The organism is Enterococcus sp. LJL90, assembly GCF_056924355.1.
On record NZ_JBXPBQ010000002.1, the window covers coordinates 342,694 to 360,616 of the forward strand.

The 17,923-nt window shown below is 41.3% G+C and carries 15 protein-coding genes; 1 reads left to right on the forward strand and 14 read right to left on the reverse strand.

Translation table 11 applies throughout. The features are described 5' to 3' along the window. Nucleotides 1–24: 24 nt before the first annotated feature. The 7 genes from AC1Z3S_RS06515 to AC1Z3S_RS06545 form a co-directional block, all read right to left on the reverse strand. A complete protein-coding gene (locus AC1Z3S_RS06515) occupies nucleotides 25–732 on the reverse strand; it encodes a tRNA (adenine(22)-N(1))-methyltransferase (RefSeq protein ID WP_461737612.1) in 708 nt (235 codons plus the stop codon). A 245-nt stretch (nucleotides 733–977) separates the two neighbouring features. Continuing rightward, nucleotides 978–1,937, reverse strand: coding sequence for a permease prefix domain 1-containing protein (locus tag AC1Z3S_RS06520; protein ID WP_461739680.1), 960 nt, complete (start codon nucleotides 1,935–1,937; stop codon nucleotides 978–980). Nucleotides 1,938–1,949: 12 nt separating this feature from the next. Then, nucleotides 1,950–2,267, reverse strand: a complete 318-nt coding sequence (locus AC1Z3S_RS06525; protein ID WP_461739681.1) for a PadR family transcriptional regulator — start codon at nucleotides 2,265–2,267, stop codon at nucleotides 1,950–1,952. A 321-nt stretch (nucleotides 2,268–2,588) separates the two neighbouring features. Beyond that, nucleotides 2,589–3,167: a histidine phosphatase family protein gene (locus AC1Z3S_RS06530; RefSeq protein WP_461739682.1), complete on the reverse strand. Its 579-nt coding sequence runs from the start codon at nucleotides 3,165–3,167 to the stop codon at nucleotides 2,589–2,591. A 173-nt stretch (nucleotides 3,168–3,340) separates the two neighbouring features. Then, nucleotides 3,341–4,318 carry a GMP reductase gene (guaC, locus tag AC1Z3S_RS06535; protein WP_461737608.1) on the reverse strand — a complete coding sequence of 326 codons (978 nt, stop codon included), beginning with the start codon at nucleotides 4,316–4,318 and terminating at the stop codon, nucleotides 3,341–3,343. A gap of 195 nt (nucleotides 4,319–4,513) precedes the next feature. Then, nucleotides 4,514–5,521 carry a DNA topoisomerase subunit B gene (locus tag AC1Z3S_RS06540; protein WP_461739683.1) on the reverse strand — a complete coding sequence of 336 codons (1,008 nt, stop codon included), beginning with the start codon at nucleotides 5,519–5,521 and terminating at the stop codon, nucleotides 4,514–4,516. A 285-nt stretch (nucleotides 5,522–5,806) separates the two neighbouring features. Beyond that, nucleotides 5,807–6,718, reverse strand: coding sequence for an aldo/keto reductase (locus AC1Z3S_RS06545; RefSeq protein WP_461739684.1), 912 nt, complete (start codon nucleotides 6,716–6,718; stop codon nucleotides 5,807–5,809). A 337-nt stretch (nucleotides 6,719–7,055) separates the two neighbouring features. Between AC1Z3S_RS06545 and asnB the strand changes: the two genes are divergently transcribed. Then, entirely contained in the window at nucleotides 7,056–8,936 is a 1,881-nt protein-coding gene (asnB, locus tag AC1Z3S_RS06550; RefSeq protein ID WP_461739685.1) for an asparagine synthase (glutamine-hydrolyzing), read from the forward strand. Nucleotides 8,937–9,012: 76 nt separating this feature from the next. On the opposite strand, the gene purD is transcribed toward asnB, so the two are convergent. The 7 genes from purD to purQ all read right to left on the reverse strand — a co-directional run bounded on the left by purD (nucleotide 9,013) and on the right by purQ (nucleotide 17,922). Next, a complete protein-coding gene (purD, locus tag AC1Z3S_RS06555) occupies nucleotides 9,013–10,272 on the reverse strand; it encodes a phosphoribosylamine--glycine ligase (RefSeq protein ID WP_461739686.1) in 1,260 nt (419 codons plus the stop codon). Nucleotides 10,273–10,384: 112 nt separating this feature from the next. Next, nucleotides 10,385–11,917, reverse strand: coding sequence for a bifunctional phosphoribosylaminoimidazolecarboxamide formyltransferase/IMP cyclohydrolase (gene purH, locus AC1Z3S_RS06560; RefSeq protein WP_461739687.1), 1,533 nt, complete (start codon nucleotides 11,915–11,917; stop codon nucleotides 10,385–10,387). A gap of 39 nt (nucleotides 11,918–11,956) precedes the next feature. Then, nucleotides 11,957–12,538: a phosphoribosylglycinamide formyltransferase gene (gene purN, locus AC1Z3S_RS06565; RefSeq protein WP_461739688.1), complete on the reverse strand. Its 582-nt coding sequence runs from the start codon at nucleotides 12,536–12,538 to the stop codon at nucleotides 11,957–11,959. Continuing rightward, nucleotides 12,531–13,571, reverse strand: coding sequence for a phosphoribosylformylglycinamidine cyclo-ligase (purM, locus tag AC1Z3S_RS06570; RefSeq protein WP_461739689.1), 1,041 nt, complete (start codon nucleotides 13,569–13,571; stop codon nucleotides 12,531–12,533). Before purM ends, purN begins: the two co-directional genes overlap by 8 nt. A gap of 17 nt (nucleotides 13,572–13,588) precedes the next feature. Continuing rightward, a complete protein-coding gene (gene purF, locus AC1Z3S_RS06575) occupies nucleotides 13,589–15,028 on the reverse strand; it encodes an amidophosphoribosyltransferase (RefSeq protein ID WP_461739690.1) in 1,440 nt (479 codons plus the stop codon). Further along, nucleotides 15,013–17,244, reverse strand: coding sequence for a phosphoribosylformylglycinamidine synthase subunit PurL (purL, locus tag AC1Z3S_RS06580; RefSeq protein WP_461739691.1), 2,232 nt, complete (start codon nucleotides 17,242–17,244; stop codon nucleotides 15,013–15,015). The genes purF and purL overlap by 16 nt, the downstream gene beginning before the upstream one ends. After that, nucleotides 17,245–17,922 (reverse strand): phosphoribosylformylglycinamidine synthase subunit PurQ, encoded by a 678-nt coding sequence (gene purQ / locus AC1Z3S_RS06585; RefSeq protein ID WP_461739692.1) that lies wholly within the window; start codon nucleotides 17,920–17,922, stop codon nucleotides 17,245–17,247. It abuts the gene before it with no gap. Nucleotide 17,923 lies beyond the last annotated feature (1 nt).

Genomic DNA, 17,923 nt, shown 5'->3' on the forward strand with positions numbered 1-17,923 from the left:
CATAAGGTTTGCGGGTAGTTGCGCTTATTGATTTGCTAATGCAGTTTCAATTAGTTCAATTTCTGCTTGGAACTGGGCAATTTTTTCTGGTGTGGCGCTAGTAGCTGAATTTAATTGATTGAGAATGCGTTGTCGATTGCTTAACTCCCGCTGCCATTTCTTTATAAAAACGGGATTTTTTTCTTGGCTCAAAAAAGGACCAAGTAAAATTTCCGCTGGTGAATACGCAACTGCTGTCGCTGCTTTTTCGGCGACAATTATTTCATAAGTTTTATGATTTTCCTCTAAAATTGTTTCTGCGACAATTTGATACTCTTGCTCTTTTAGCCAACTGCGTAAAATATTTTCACCAATATTCGGTTGCAAAATGAGCCGTTCACTGCCGTTTAACTTTTCCTGCTGCACACCCGCTGCCAAGATATCTCGAATCAGACTGCCCCCCATGCCACAAATTGTCACAGCGGTAATCTGGTCGGTCTTTTCAACGGCCGCTAGACCATCTGCTAAGCGGACTTGAATATTTTTTTGCAAGCCATTTTTTGCGACTTGCTTTTGCGCCGATTCAAAGGGGCCTTTAACGACTTCACCGGCAATTGCAAAATTTATTTTCCCCTGCAGCACTAAAGCGACTGGCAGATAGGCATGGTCAGAACCGATGTCGGCTAGTCGGGCATTTTCTAAAACATATTCACCGACGCTAGCTAAACGTTTGGATAACACTTGCTGATTCATAATTCCTCCAAAACTTGTACTTTTCACAAGAAACATTATAGCATTTTTATAGGGGATTAGCTGAGAAAATCACTTTTGTTGGCAATAGTTTACAAGGAGACCTCTGACTCGTTGCATTTTTTCCTTTTACAAATAAAAAACTGATTTGCGCTTTTCAATTCAAGAAATTGTCCTAGCTGTTTCCTAGACAAATTTCTCAAATAAAAGTGGCAAATCAGTTTTATAAGTGAATCGTTAAAGAACGCTTACCTTTCAACAGCGGCTTGAATGCTGCCATAAAGGACACCGGCGATTGGAAAAACAATCCAAGAAATACTCCAGGCGTGGAAGATAAAGCCGCCGATTAAGAAGATAGCGACCACAATTGGCCAGTAAATTCCATTTAAAAAGACGATAAAGGGAGGCAGATTTTTCGCTTGACGGGCTCTAGGTCCCGGTTGATCTTCATCTGCTACAAAAATCCGTTCACTGGTTAATTTCTCAAAACTCCCTTGCACCATGCCGCCATAGACGAGCAGGGTTACCCCAAAGCCAACACCAAAGAACATCATACTAACTCCTAGACCGTCGCCACCTAGCATTTCACCGATAAAAAGTAAGCCCACCGAAAAAATAATAATCAGTACGCCAATTGTAATACTGGCTGCAAAAGAACGCCGGAAATCATTTTTAATCTTTGAGACTTCTTGGGCGACATTTCTAGGGATTGGCCGATCGTCTAAAGATTTGGAGACATTTGTGATGGCCATTCCTGCGACAATAAACAAGGCCACACCACAACCTATCAAAATGAAAAATAGAAAAAGACCAACATATTCGGCGTACATCTCACTAAGGAAAATCAGCTGACTGACACTCAACAGAATTAGTAAAACACCCAAGCCAATTTTAAAAGCAGAACGGCGATATATTTCTAAAAAGGCAAAGGCTTCCTCTCGAGAAATTGCATCGTGCCAATTGTCATCTGCTGGTTCCTCTTGTTGATGCCCATCTTTTAAAATTTCTAAATCAGCTAGCAACTCATCAATTGACCCAAATTCAGTAATGGTGATGCCAATTGCTTCATGCTCACCTTTGCCTTCACTAATTAATTCCTCGTAGCGGTCTTCCATGTTTGCCATTAAATCGGCTTTTAATTGGTCTTTTTCCAGACTTTCAGGCACTCCTAAAAATAGGCTCTCCAAGTAATCCCGAATAGTTTTCATTTTCCTGTCCTCCTAAATAAATAAATCAACAACTGCTTTTGTCAGCTGCCACTCTGCTTCTTTTTCAGTTAAAAAAGTTTTGCCTAAATCGGTAATTCGATAGTAGGTGCGCTTTTTTCCGTGGGTGATTGCTCCGGGAAACGATTCGATATAGCCGTTTTTTTCCAAACGGTTAAAGGCCGAATACAAAGTCGTCTCTTTGATAATATATTTTCCTTCTGTTACTTCCCGAATGGCTTTTGAAATACCATAACCGTAGGATTCGCCGGCTTTTAAAATGGATAAGATAATCACATCGTTATAGCCTCTGATCCCGTCGCTTGAGATCATCTGCTCCCCTCCTAACAATTACTACGTCTGTCGTTGTAAATAGTATAGCAAAATTACTACGACAGGTAAAGTAAAATTGTATAAAAAAAACTGTGACACAAAATTTAATTAATGATATTTTTTTCCGAAAAATAATTAGTGAAAGCTACTAACTATTGTGAGCTTGTGCATCAAATCAGCCAGATTGTATAAGCAGCTAGATTTTCCATCCAATCTTCTTCTTAGACTAGAAAGACAAACTCAATAAGTTTCGGGAATAATATCTAAAAAAATTGTGTAACAGCTTTTGAATATTTTTATGTTAATGTACTTCAAAAATCTTTAACGGACTTTAGTCAATAACATTTCTGCCGAAACCTCAGTGATGCCTGTGTTGCCATTTTTATATTGCCCCATCTTGGCAAAAGGCGTGTCGTGTAAAAAACTTTCCAGCGTCATAATCACCGCACTGTGGGTGACAAGTGCAACATCTTGAGAATTTTCGCCAATAATTGTCACCAAAGTTGGTAGTAACCGATCCAGCAAGTCCTGATAAGACTCCCCTGCTGGTGGTCGGGTCCTCCGACGATTTTCGTACCATTGCCGATATTCCAGCGGATATTTTTCCGCAACTTCGGGCCAAGTGAAGCCTTCCCAAACGCCCAGATTAATTTCCTTTAAGCCTTCTGCAACAATTAATCCTAGCTTTAGCTGTTGACTAAGAATATCGGCTGTTGCGACGGCCCTTTTTAAAGGGCTGCTATAAATTTTGCTAAATTTCAGAGGATTTGCTGCCAGTTTCTCAGCCAATTGCTCAGCTTGAGCCTGTCCATTTGCATTTAATGGAATATCTGATTTGCCTTGAATTTTACTGGCGACATTCCAATCAGTTTCTCCGTGACGAATTAAATAAAGTTTCATACCTGCTCCTTTACTATTTTGCTATCTTTAGTGTATCAGGTAAAACACAAAAAAGCTTGCTGAATAGGTTAACCCAAAATTCGCCTAATCAGTCTCAATAATTTTTGGACTGACTGCTTTCTATCAAAACTGATAGGCTTTTTGGTAAAACTATTAAACAAGCTTCATAAAATTTAGATGGTATCACCGTTAAAAATTGAATTTTTAACAATCACATAGTCCACTTTGCGAATCGCTTCAAGGTCACGGCCACCGGCATAAGAAATAGAAGATTGCAAATCTTGTTCCATTTCAATTAAGGTGTCAGCTAAACTACCCTTGTGTTGAATCCAGATTTTTTTGCCTTCGACATTTTTCTTCTCGCCCTTTTGAAATTCTGAGGCACTTCCGAAATATTCTTTGTAGACAACGCCGTTTTCAACTTTAGTTTCCCCAGGTGATTCTTCATGACCGGCAAATAACGAACCGATCATCACCATAGTAGCACCAAAGCGAATCGATTTGGCAATGTCGCCGTGGGTCCGAATACCGCCATCGGCAATAATCGGCTTGCGGGCAGCCTTCGCACACCAGCGCAAGGCTGCTAATTGCCAGCCGCCTGTGCCAAAACCGGTTTTAATTTTGGTGATACAAACTTTTCCTGGTCCAATCCCAACCTTGGTTGCATCCGCACCAGCATTTTCTAATTCTCTAACAGCTTCTGGTGTCCCAACATTGCCGGCAATCACAAAACTGTCAGGCAAATGCTTTTTAATATGACCAATCATGTTAATCACGGCATTGGAATGGCCGTGGGCAATATCAATTGTAATATAATCAGGCACCAAATTTTCTTTGGCCAATTGTTCAACAAAAGCATACTCGTTTTCTTTGACACCGACAGAAATTGAGCTGATTAAGCCTTTTGACTGCATTCTTTGAATAAAAGAAATGCGGTCATCTTCATCAAAACGGTGCATAATATAGAAATAATTATTTTCAGCTAAGAATGTCGCAATTGTTTCGTCCACAATCGTTTGCATATTTGCAGGCACGACTGGCAAACGGAAATTATGCTTGCCTAAAGTGACTGTTGTATCACATTCTGAACGGCTGTTCACAATACATTTATTCGGTACTAACTGGATATCTTCGTAATCAAATACTTTCATAGTAAATGACCTCCCATTATTCTGGCAAAACACGAACATTAATTTATTGTTCCGCTGATTTATTTCGCCATAAGTAAATTACACGAAATCAATAAAAAAAGCAAGCCCTTCTCTGATAAAAAATAACTTTTTTGCAAACAAATCAAAAAAATGTTCGGCTTTCCTCTCGTCAAACAAGGAAAAACCGAACATTTTTTATTTATCCTTGTACCAGAGGGGATAACGGTCTAAAAAAGTAGCGAACTCATCAGCTACTGTCTCTTCAACCAGCTGATGAACCTCGGGATTGCGCAACTTCAACTTAGTAATTCCAAAATATTTCGCACTAGGTAACTTAACAGCCACGGCCAAATCAAAACGGGTCAATAATTTTTCTTCGTCAAAGACGGCGATATTGTTCTGCTTTTTGAAATAGTCATTTAAAGCCAACAGCGCTCCGTCAATCAAGCCCTCCAAATGGGTTCCACCTTGATAGGTTTGTAAATTGTTGGCAAAACTGGCGGCAATTCGCCCCTGATCATTGCGGGATAATGCAACTTTTAGCTGAACATGCTGAACTTGTTTTTCAAAGTAAAAAGGTTTGCGGCGGCGGGAGGAAAATTCATCCTGCTCATACAAATACTCCACCAGTCCTTGGCGAAACAAAAAATAATTTTTTTGCGTTTGATTTTCCTTCAGCTCAACAATCAGCCCATCGTTTAAAAAAGCCAGCTGATGACAAAAATTATAAAACACACCATAAGCTAAAGGCTGGCTGTCAAAGCCTTTAAAATCTGGAATAAAGCGCAGACTGACTTTTTTGAAATTACCTTCAAATAAAGCCTGTTGTTTATCTTTTAGAAGTCCATCATGATAAGTTTGACTGATAAACTGCTGCTGATTTTGAACTTCAATTGTAAAATAAGAGGAAAGATTTTTTAAAACCAACAACTCACTAAAATCGATGATATTTTGGCTGTTTAACCAAGGCTCTAACGGCTGTTCCTCTGGCAAACGCAGGGTCGCCGTCAGCTCGTGATTATTAATTGCTAAAAGCAGATGGCATTGCCGCAGATCAGTAGCAATCGAAACCAGACAGTCTAAGGCCCCAAGAATCATTTTCTGCAGAGCGGTTTGCCCATCATGGCCGACAAAATTTTCGGGATTTTGGCGAATTTTCACCCGCAGATTTTGATCTTCAAGATTTTTCCATAGTAGTTGCATTTGTCTCACCACCTACTTTGTCTTTTCCTATATTTTTCCCTAAAAAATCAAAAAAAGCAATTCTTTGATTGCTTTTTTGAAAAATAAAAAAAGAGCCTGCACCATTAGTTTAATCAATAGACAAATCCCAATTCTGATTGGCTTTGCTCCTTTGACCTAGTTGGTCCTCATCGCAAATGCACAACACTTCGTAGTAATTTTTTAAGTATCCTGTCGCGCATATCAGAATTGTTAAGAATTTTCAGTTCTATGATAACTAATGTCACAGACTCACAATTTAATGGCTTATGGCAAAATATTTCCAGCAGCTAAATACACATCATACCAGTCATCTTTTGACATTTTAATCTCTGAAGCAGCCGCAATTTCTTTAATGCGGCCAAGATTCATTGTGCCGGCAATCACTTGCATATTTGGCACACGTAAAATCCAGCTGGAGGCAATTCCTGTTGGTGTTGTATTGTATTTTTCAGCCATCTCTTCAAGCTTTTTGTTCAACTCAGGGAATTTTTCATTGCCGATAAAGACACCTTCAAAGAAACCATATTGATATGGCGACCACGCTTGGATTGTCATATCATGCAGGCGGGAATAATGATAAATGCCCCCGTCATGATCAACGCTGCCCTCATCAGTCATATTGACATGAATGCCTGAATCAATCATGCCAGTGTGCATAATGCCAAATTGTAATTGGTTGGCAACTAATGGCTGCTTAACTGTTTTTTTCAATAAATCAATTTGGCTTGGATTTTGGTTGCTGACGCCAAAGTGTTTGACCTTACCGCTAGCTGCTAGCTCATCAAAAGCCGCTGCAATTTCTTCTGGCTCCATTAAAGCATCTGGACGGTGTAACAACAAAGCATCTAAATGATCCATTTGCAGGCGTTTTAAACTGCCTTCTACAGATTCAATAATATGTTCCTTTGAAAAATCAAATAATTTTCCTGGAACAATGCCGCATTTACTTTGAATAAATAAATCTTCCCGTTTAATTGAGGTTTTCTTGAGGGCTTCACCGAAAATTGTTTCGCAGTTGCCTGCTCCATAAATATCAGCGTGGTCAAAAAAAGTAATGCCTGCATCAACGGCTGTTTCAATCACTGCCTGAGGATTTTCCGCATTATTAATCCGCATTGCTCCTAAAATCACTGCATCAACTTTTTGATCGGTTGGTCCAAATTTCATTGTCCGCATTTTGATGATTCCTCCCTATTCTTGAAAAACGATAAAAAGATTTTTTGGTTCCATCTTAAAGTGTACCACAATTTCTTTAAAAGGGGTTTCATTATTTCAAATGAAATAACAGAATCAAATAAACTGACAAAACTTTACTGTCAGCATAAAAAATTAAATATTTTTAAGACTTTCTAGTTTTTTTGTGGTTCAGATTATACTTTTAAAGCTAGCTGTGCTATGATTTTACGAGTGAAGGAGCCGGTTTAAAAGACCGTCTGACCTTTATTTCAAAAACAAATGATTTTAAGCAAGTTTACCTTTTTGGAAAATGGAAATAGATATGGGAGGCAATAACATGTGTGGATTCGTTGGCTGTGTTCACTACAATGAAGCAGAGGATTTTCGTCCGCAAGTAAAGAAGATGACAGAAAGAATTATTCACCGTGGTCCAGATGATGAGGGATATTATCAGGATGACGCTGTGACATTAGGCTTTCGTCGTTTGAGTATTATTGATATCAAACATGGTGGGCAACCTTTGTCCTATGATAATCAACGCTATTGGATTACCTTCAATGGCGAAATTTATAATTATGTGGAATTAAGAGAAGAACTAATCGCTGAAGGCTATTCTTTTGCGACCCATAGTGATACCGAAGTAATCTTGGGCATGTATAAAAAACATGGTAAAGATGTGGTCAATTACCTGCGAGGTATGTTTGGCTTTGTTATTTGGGATACCCAAGAAAAAACCTTATTCGGTGCCAGAGATCATTTTGGAATCAAACCTTTTCATTATACAGAAGTCGGCGACCGCTTGTATTTTGCCTCTGAGTCAAAATCTTTGCGGGGGATTTTAACTGAACAGACCTTTAGCAATGAAGCGTTACAACAATATATGACCTATCAGTTTGTACCTGACCCAATGACAATGACTCATGAAATTAAACGCTTGGTGCCTGGTCATTACATCTTTAAAGAAGCTGGCAAGCCGTTAGAAATTAAACGCTACTTTACGCCGGCCTTCCATCCGGTTCATACGGAGGAAAAAGTTTTAGTTGAAGAAATCCGCAATGTTTTATACGACAGTGTTGAAAAACACATGCGCTCTGATGTGACCGTTGGCTCCTTTTTATCCGGCGGCATTGATTCTTCGATTATTGTTGCCTTGGCCCGGGAATTTAATAATGATTTAAATACCATTTCTGTTGGTTTTGAACGGGAAGGCTATAGCGAGATTGACTTGGCTAAACAAACTGCCGATGAGCTTGGTGTCAAAAACCACAGCAGTCTGATTACCCCTGAAGCTTTTGCGGAGAGCTTCCCAGAATTTGTCTGGGATATGGATGAGCCCCTTGCAGATCCGGCGGCTGTACCCCAATACTTTTTAGCCAGAGAAGCCCGGAAAATTTGTAAAGTCGCTTTAAGCGGTGAAGGTGCCGATGAATTATTCGGCGGCTATACGATTTATAATGAACCAAATTCTTTAGCGATGTTCGATAAATTCCCCCGGAGCTTAAATTCAGCTTTGCGGCAGATGTCAAAAATAATTCCTGAAGGCGTTAAAGGTAAGAGCTTTTTAGTCCGGGGAACGACCCCGATTGAAGAACGCTATGTGGGAAATGCCAAAATCTTCAACGAAGAAGAAAAGCGGCAATTTATGAAGCAATACCGCAATGATGTGAATTATATGCAGGTAACAGCACCTTTTTATAATGATTCAAAAAATATTGATCCAATCACCCGCATGCAATACATTGACATGAACACTTGGTTGATTGGCGATTTACTGACAAATGCTGATCGGACGACAATGGCCTCTTCTTTGGAATTGCGAACACCATTTGTTGATAAAGAAGTCTTTAAAGTGGCCAGCAAAATCCCCTCTGATATGCGGATTGCCCACAATACTACAAAATATATTTTACGGAAAGCAGCGGAAAGTTTTGTGCCAGAATCTGTGATTTACCGTAAAAAATTAGGCTTCCCTGTGCCAATCCGCTTTTGGTTAAAAAATGAATTGTATGACTGGGCTAAAAGTATTATTCAAACGTCTGATGTCGATCAATGGATTGATAAAAAGTATGCCCTCTCCCTGTTGGAATTACACGCCAGTGGCAAGCAAGATGTCTCTAGAAAATTGTGGACCTTATTAACCTTTATGGTTTGGGTGCAAATGCAGCAAGAACGCAATCCCCAAGCTTTAACTTCTGAAAAAAAGATTGAGACTGCTTAATTGATGTGGAAATAAATTTTAAAATTAAAAACCCTTCATCCGTTACTCTAAGTGAGTAATAGATGAAGGGTTTATTTTATTCTTGAATCGCTTTTGCACCAATATCATGGCGATAAAAGGTCCCGGTTGTATCAGCCTCATCTAACATCTGATAGACCTTAGTTTGCGCCTCTTTTAAAGTTGCACCAGAAGCTTCAACTAGATAAACTCTGCCGCCGTTAGTTACTAAGCGACCGTCTTCTTCGGCAACACCTGCATAATAGACATTGCCTTCTGTGAACTCAGGAATGACTTGCCCTTTTTGATACTCCCCAGGATAGCCATCTGCAGCCACGACCACTCCCAAAGAATAACCAGTTTTTTGCCAAGAGATTTCAGGGGTTTTACCATTTAATAAATCTGAAATAATTTTCGCTAGATCACTTTCTAAACGCTGCAGGACCACTTGGGTTTCTGGATCGCCAAAGCGAGCATTAAATTCGATAACCTTAGGGCCCGCTTCTGTTGCGATTAAACCCGCATATAAAATCCCTGTAAAATCGCGGCCCTCAGCTAATAAGCCAGCAGCGGCAGGCTTCAAAATCTTTTCGATGGCTTCTGTTACCATCGCTTCTGGAATTTGTGGCACCGGTGCATAAGCGCCCATTCCGCCAGTATTTGGACCTAAGTCATTGTCATAGGCCCGTTTATGATCTTGGGCAATCACCATTGGATAAACCTCTTGATTGCGAACAAAAGCCAATAGTGAAAATTCTTCCCCGGCTAAAAATTCTTCGACAACTACCTTGGCTCCGGATGCCCCGAATTTATTATCCTCCAGCATATCTTTTAAAGCAGCCGTCGCTTCTTCTATGGTCAATGCCACGACAACTCCCTTGCCTGCAGCTAATCCATCCGCTTTAATTACAATGGGAGCACCCATTTTTTCAACATATTCTTTAGCTTTTTCAAACTCATAAAAGGTTTGGTAGGCACCTGTTGGAATTTGATATTTGGTCATAATTTCTTTCGCAAAATCCTTTGAACCTTCAATCATCGCCGCAGCCTTTTTCGGACCAAAGGCTTTCAGACCAGCCGCTGCGAAATCATCGACAATTCCATTTAATAAAGGAACCTCTGGACCGATAAAACTCCAGTCGATTTGCTGATCTTTGGCAAAAGCAATTAACGTCGCATGGTCATCTTCAGCAATATCGACAATTTGAATACCGTTTTTGATCATGCCAGCATTTCCCTTTGCACAAAATACTTGGTCAACAAGAGGACTTTGTAAAAATTTCTGACAGATGACATGTTCCCGACCACCTGAGCCGATTACTAAAATATTTAATCCCATGATTTCCTCCAATTTTAAAAAGGTCTGCAGCAGCGGTCACTTAAGCCTTTGCTACAGACCTTAATTTTAAATTTAGGAGAGCGCAGCAAAATCTAGCGCTCTCTATAAGATTTTAATGTCTAAAATGTCTGATGTCGGTGAAGACCATCGCAATGCCATATTTGTTGGCCATATCAATTGACTCTTGGTCCCGAATGCTGCCACCAGGTTGAACGATGGCTTTGATGCCATGTTCTGCTGCATATTCGACACTGTCACCCATTGGGAAATAAGCATCTGAGGCCAAAACAGCTTCTGAAATGCGGTCGCCTGCTTGTTCGATGGCGATTTTCACTGAGCCCACTCGATTCATTTGACCTGCACCGATGCCCAAAGTCTGATGATTATTTGCCACGACAATCGCATTGGATTTCACATGCTTAACAGCTCTCCAAGAAAATTCTAAGGCTTTTAATTCCTCTGCTGAAGGTTGGCGCTCGGTCACAACTTGCCATTCACTAGCGACTTCTTTGACCGTATCTTGGTCTTGCACTAATAGTCCGCCTAAAACAGAAACAGTCTCAACACCAGCAGCTTTAGCTTTTTCAGAAAAATCTAGAGTCATTAAACGGAGATTTTTCTTCTTGGCTAAAATATCATAGGCATCATCAGTAAAGCTTGGCGCAATGATAATTTCTAAAAATAATTCATGCATTTTACTAGCTGTCTCTAAATCGACTTCTCCATTCAAAACAATGATACCACCGAAAATTGAAACAGGATCAGCCTCATAAGCATAATCGTAGGCTTCTAAAATAGTTGCCCCTGTACCAATACCGCAAGGATTCATATGTTTGACCGCCACCACAGTTGGCTCTTCAAATTCTCTAGCAATCCGAATCGCTGCATCAGCATCTCGAATATTATTATAAGACAATTCTTTTCCGTGAAGCTGTTTTGCTTGGGCTATTGAAAAAGCAACCGGTAGGCCGCTTTGATAAAAGGCAGCCTCTTGGTGGCTATTTTCCCCATAGCGGAGCGTTTGTTTCAAATCATAAGTCAGCGTCAAGCTCTCCGGTGTTTCCTCTGCAACTAAGTCTGTAAGGTAACCGGCAATTAGCGCATCATAAGCTGCTGTATGGCGGAAAACTTTAGCCGCCAAGCGTTGCCGTGTTGAAAGAGTTGTCGCATTTAATTCTTGCAGCTCATCTAAAACGACTTGATAATCTAAAGGATCTACAACGACTGTCACTGCTGCATGATTTTTAGCAGCGGACCGAAGCATGCTTGGTCCACCAATATCAATATTTTCAATGGCTTCAGCTTCGGTAACATCGGCTTTCAAAATCGTTTCTTTAAAAGGATATAGATTCACCACGACTAAATCAATTGGCTGAATGTCGTGATCAGCCATCGCCTGCATGTGACTCTCTACATCACGACGGCCCAATAAGCCACCATGAATTTTGGGATGCAAGGTTTTAACCCGGCCATCCATCATTTCTGGAAAACCAGTCACATCATCGATGGCGATTGTTGCTAATCCAGCGTCCTCCAAAGCTTTTTTTGTGCCTCCGGTTGAAATAATTTCAATCCCTAAGGCCGTTAAACCTTTGGCAAACTCGACGATACCGTTTTTATCAGATACACTGATTAATGCTCTCATGAACTATTTGCTCCTTACCTTTATCTATGATAAATTCGTTTATTTAAAGTTTTCTGCTATGACTTTAGCAACCACCTGCGGATAAAGCTGGTGTTCTAGGGCATGAATTTTTTCCTCTAAAGACTCGAGGGTATCATCCTCACTGACAGTAACTTTCCCTTGGGCAATAATTGGTCCGGTATCAACACCATCATCAATAAAATGAATGGTCACACCAGTCTCCGTGACGCCAGCTTCAAAGGCGTCTTGAATCCCATGCAATCCGGGAAAATCCGGCAGCAATGAAGGATGGATATTGATAATCCGATTGGGATATGCCTTTAAAAGCGTGTCACCAATAATTCGCATATAACCCGCCAGTAAAACTAAATCAATTTCTTTATCCATTAGCAGTTGCAAAAGAGTTACTTCATAGGCTTTTTTTGAAGCAAAATTCTTCGGTGAAAAGCTTCTTGCCTCAATCCCTAGCTGTTGGCTCCGCTCCAAAACATAAGCTTTTGGTTGATCACTAAAAAGTAAGAGTAACTCACCAGCAATGTTCCCTTTTTGGAAGGCTTCCGCTAAAACTTGAAAATTGCTACCATTACCCGAAGCTAAGACTGCAACTTTGGGCCTAGTCATTTTTTAATACCACAGCTTCATTGGTTTTATCAACCACTTGCCCGATTTCAAAATAAACCTCATGGGCGTCAGTTAATGCTTGCTTAGTTGCAGCGGCTTTATCCGGTGCGACAGCCAAGACCATACCAATACCCATATTGAAAATTTCATACATTTCTAAAGCAGGAATTTTACCGTATTTTTCTAAAGCTGTAAAAATTGGTAACACCGGCCATGAACCTAGTTTGATTTCTGCTGCTAAGTTTGCTGGCAGCATGCGGGGAATATTTTCAACAAAACCGCCGCCGGTGATATGAGCGATACCATTGACCAATTGCTTTTTGACTAAAGGCAACAAGGCATTGACATAAATTTTGGTCGGCGTTAACAGTTCAGCCCCTAGCGTTTTACCATCTAATTCAGGTAGCTCGGCTTGTCCGTCAAATTTATTTTCCTCAAAGAACACCTTGCGAACCAAAGAATAACCATTGGAATGGATGCCAGTTGAAGGCAGGCCCAATAAGATGTCGCCTGCTGCAATTTTTTCACCAGTCACGAGGTTGCTCTTTTCCGCAACGCCAACTGCAAAGCCCGCTAAATCATAATCGTTTTCATCGTACATGCCGGGCATTTCAGCAGTCTCGCCACCGATTAAAGCAGCACCGGCCTGCAAGCAGCCTTCTGCGACACCAGCCACAACTTGTTCCAAACGAGCAGGAATATTTTTTCCTGTAGCAATATAATCTAAAAAGTATAACGGCTCGGCTCCTTGAGCAACGATGTCATTGACACACATCGCGACACAGTCAATCCCAATTGTATCGTGCTTGTCCTCTTGGATAGCTACCATTAATTTGGTGCCCACACCATCTGTTCCCGAAATTAAAACTGGTTCCTTCACATCCACCTGAGATAAATCAAAACAACCGCCGAAACCGCCTAGAGCTCCCATCACTCCTAGACGCTCGGTTTTTTTGACATGTTTTTTTATTCGTTCGACTACTTCATAACCAGCTTCGACATCAACGCCGGCTTTTGCATAGGCATTCGCCATTAGACTTCCTCTTCTCTTTAATAGAATGAAACATGTTCCTTCAATGACGCCAAATAACGATCTTCATAATCATATAATGGCGTTGGATAATCGCCGTTAAAATAGGCCATACACAACCCAGAATAAGGCGCATCAAAATTTAGGCCAATCGCATCAATTAATCCCTGTTCACTTAAATAACTCAAGCTATCAGCAGTAATCACATCACGAATTTCATCAACTGTATGATTTGCGGCAATCAATTCTTTACGGGTTTGAATATCAATCCCATAAAAACAAGGATAACGCAATGGCGGCGAAGCAATTCTGACATGGACTTCTTTTGCGCCGGCTTCTTTTAATAATTGCACAATGCGCTTACTGGTCGTGCCCCGCACAATCGAATCATCCACCATGATGACCCGCTTGCCTTCAACAACGCCTCGAACCGCTGAAAGTTTCATCCGCACGCCCTGCTCTCGTAGCTCTTGTGTCGGCTGAATAAAAGTTCTGGCAATGTATTGGTTTTTCACCAGCCCCATTTCATAGGGAATCCCACTGGCTTCAGCGTAGCCACTGGCAGCCGATAAAGAAGAATTCGGTACGCCGACAACCATATCAGCTTCGACTGGTGCTTCTTCGGCCAAAATGCGGCCCATATTTTTTCGTGCAGTATGGACATTGACACCGGCAATATTTGAATCAGGACGGGCAAAATAAATATATTCCATCGAACAAATGGAATGCTGAGTATCCTCGGTGTATTTGTCATAATGAATCCCCTCATCATCAACAATTACAATTTCTCCCGGATTGACATCACGAATAAATTCAGCACCGATTACTTCTAAGGCACATGTTTCTGAGGCAATCACATAGGCGCCGTTTTTCATTTGGCCAATCGATAATGGCCGAAATCCATTAGGGTCAAGGGCGGCAATCATGCAGTCTTCCTGCATTAAAAGATAAGCAAAGCCCCCTTTGACTTGGTTCAACGCTTCTTTTAACTGATCCAAAAATTCCCGTTTAGGACTGGTGCGAATCAGATGCATCAAAATTTCCGTATCGGAATTAGAATGAAAAATGGCGCCGAGTTTTTCTAAATTGGTTCTTAGCGTTTTGGCATTAGTCAAATTGCCATTATGAGCTAAGCCAACTGAACCGTCGTAAAATTTAAATAAAAACGGCTGAATATTATCGACACTGCCATTGCCGGCAGTCGCATAGCGGACATGCCCGATTGCGGCATTGCCTTGCAGGCGGTCTAAAATTCGTTCGTCTTTAAAAACTTCTGACAACAATCCTAAGTCACGGTAGCCGTCTAGTTTGCCTTGATGATTGGCAACGATACCGGCGCCTTCTTGCCCTCTGTGTTGCAGGCTATGGAGACCAAAATAGGTGACGCGGGCGGCATCCGGGTGACCCCAGACGCCAAACACGCCACATTCTTCGTTTAGACTTTTTACTTCATAAGACATGGAATAGCTTCCTCCCAAAGTTGGTTCGCTTCCTTCGTCGCAACATCAATTAAGCCGTCTTCGGCGGTAAGTTTAATTTGTGGCATTTGAGTAACTTTACCAATTAAAGTCATCGGTACTTTTTCAGACTTCAACAAGTCTTCAAAAGCAGTTTGATTTTCTGGCGCCACTGAAATTACAAAGCGAGATTGGGTTTCTGAAAAAAGATTCGCTTGAGGTATAGAAATGCTGGCCTCGACCCCTAAATTATTTTTGAAGCTGGCTTCGGCGATAGCAACAGCCAAACCACCCTCAGCACAATCGTGAGCACTGGCAACTAAACCGGCTTGAATCGCTTTTAAGACCGCTGCTTGATTGGCTTTTTCGACAGCCAAATCAAAGTCCATCAAACGCCCTTCAATTTTGCCTAATTGCATTTTTTGCAATTCAGAACCGTTAAAATCAGCTTTAGTGTCACCAATTACATAAACTAAGTCATCAGCTTTTTTAAATTCCTGTGTGGTGATGTCTTCTAAGTTTTTAATTAAACCAACCATGCCAATCATCGGCGTTGGGTAAATCGCTTTGCCGTTTGTTTCATTGTACAAAGAAACATTACCGGAAATAACCGGCGTATCCAACATACTACAAGCGGCAGAAATTCCGTCAGCAGAAGTCCATAATTCCCAGAAGCCCTCTGGTTTGTCTGGTGAGCCGTAGTTTAAACAGTCGGTAATTGCTAAAGGCTGGCCGCCACTAGCGACAATATTTCTGGCAGCTTCTGCTACGGCAATTTGTCCGCCAATTTCTGGGTTTAAATACAAATAGCGTGCGTTACAATCAGTGGTCATCGCCAAAGCTTTATTCGTGCCGCGAACACGTAAAACGGCCGCATCACTACCTGGGCGCACTACGGTATTTGTGCGAACCTGTGAATCATATGTTTCATAAATCATTCTCTTAGAAGCAATCGTTGGCTGTTGCAATAAAGCCATCAAAGTTTGTGAGGCATCAAAAATTGCTGGTTGAAAATCATTCATCTCAGCAAATTCTTGAATGCGGGCAGGCTCTTTGCGTTCTTTATTGTAAACCGGCGCATCTTCTGCTAAAGCGTCAACTGGTAGATTCGCTACTTCAACGCCTTTGTGGAATAAGCGATACAAACCATCATCGGTTACTTCACCGATGGTCACCGCATCTAAGTCATACTTTTCAAATAATTCAACCACTTCAGCCTCATGCCCTTGCTCGACACAAATCAGCATTCTTTCCTGAGATTCAGACAACATCATTTCATAAGGCGTCATATTAGTTTCCCGTTGCGGTACATCGTCTAAATACAATTTCAAACCAGAACCGGCCTTTGAAGCCATCTCTGAACTTGAAGAAACTAAACCAGCGGCTCCCATGTCTTGGATGCCGACTAAAATATCAGCGTGATCTAAAATTAATTCTAAGCAGGCTTCTAATAAAAGTTTTTCCATAAAAGGGTCGCCGACTTGGACGGCTGAACGTTGTTGTTCTTCCCCTTCAACGAATTCTTCCGAGGCGAAGGTCGCACCGTGAATGCCATCCCGACCAGTTTTAGCACCGACATACATAATCGAATTGCCAACACCTTTGGCTTGACCCTTTTGAATATCTTTATGGTCAATTAAACCAACACACATTGCATTGACTAAAGGGTTTCCTTCATAACAAGGATCAAAAGCCACTTCACCACCAACTGTCGGAATGCCGATACAATTTCCGTAGCCGCTGATACCGTGAACCACTTCTTCTAATAAATATTTGGTGCGGGCATTGTCCAATTCACCAAAACGCAATGAATCTAAAACAGCAATTGGTCGAGCTCCCATGCTAAAAATGTCGCGAATGATACCACCCACACCAGTGGCCGCACCTTCATAAGGTTCGACTGCCGATGGATGGTTGTGGCTTTCCGCTTTAAAGACAACCGCCTGATTGTCGCCGATATCCACAATACCCGCGCCTTCTCCTGGACCCTGCAGAACTTGCGGGCCGCTTGTCGGAAATTTTCTAAGAACGGGTTTGGAATTTTTATAAGAACAATGTTCGCTCCACATTACCGAGAATAAACCCGTCTCTGTGTAATTAGGTAAACGGCCGAGGATATCTTCTGAAATCATCCGGTATTCTTCATCGGTTAAGCCCCATTGTGCATAAATCTTTTGATCTTTAATCTCTTGGCCAGTTGGTTCTGTGATTGTTTTCATTTAAGCTGTGACCCTCCCGAAATTTTTCAACATTGACGCAAAGAATTTTCTGCCGTCCTCTGAACCCAACAGACTTTCCATCGCTCGTTCTGGATGGGGCATCATGCCCATCACATTACCGGCTTTATTGGTGATGCCGGCAATTGCTTCGACACTCCCGTTAATATTTTCACCTTCATAGGTAAAGACAATCTGATTGTTAGCTTTTAATTCCGCTAAAGTCGCCTCGTCACAGTAATAATTGCCATCGTTATGAGCAACGGGAATCTGAATCACTTCACCGGCTTCGTATTCTGAAGTGAAGTTTGTCTGATTATTTTCAACTTTTAAAGGAACTGTTTTGCAGATAAAATGTAGCGAATCATTTCTTCTTAAAGCCCCCGGCAATAAACCAGCTTCTGTTAAGACTTGGAAACCATTGCAAGTACCAAAGACTGGTTTGCCTTCTTCAGCAAAGCGCACCACTTCTGACATGATGGCAGAAAAGCGAGCAATCGCACCACAGCGTAGGTAGTCACCATAGGAAAAACCTCCTGGTAATAAGACGCCGTCAAAACCAGCTAGGCTCTTTGCATCATGGCGCACGTATTCAGCATCGGCTCCCATGATATCTTTGATTGCCCATAACATATCCATATCGCAGTTTGAACCAGGAAAAACGATCACTGCAAATTTCATG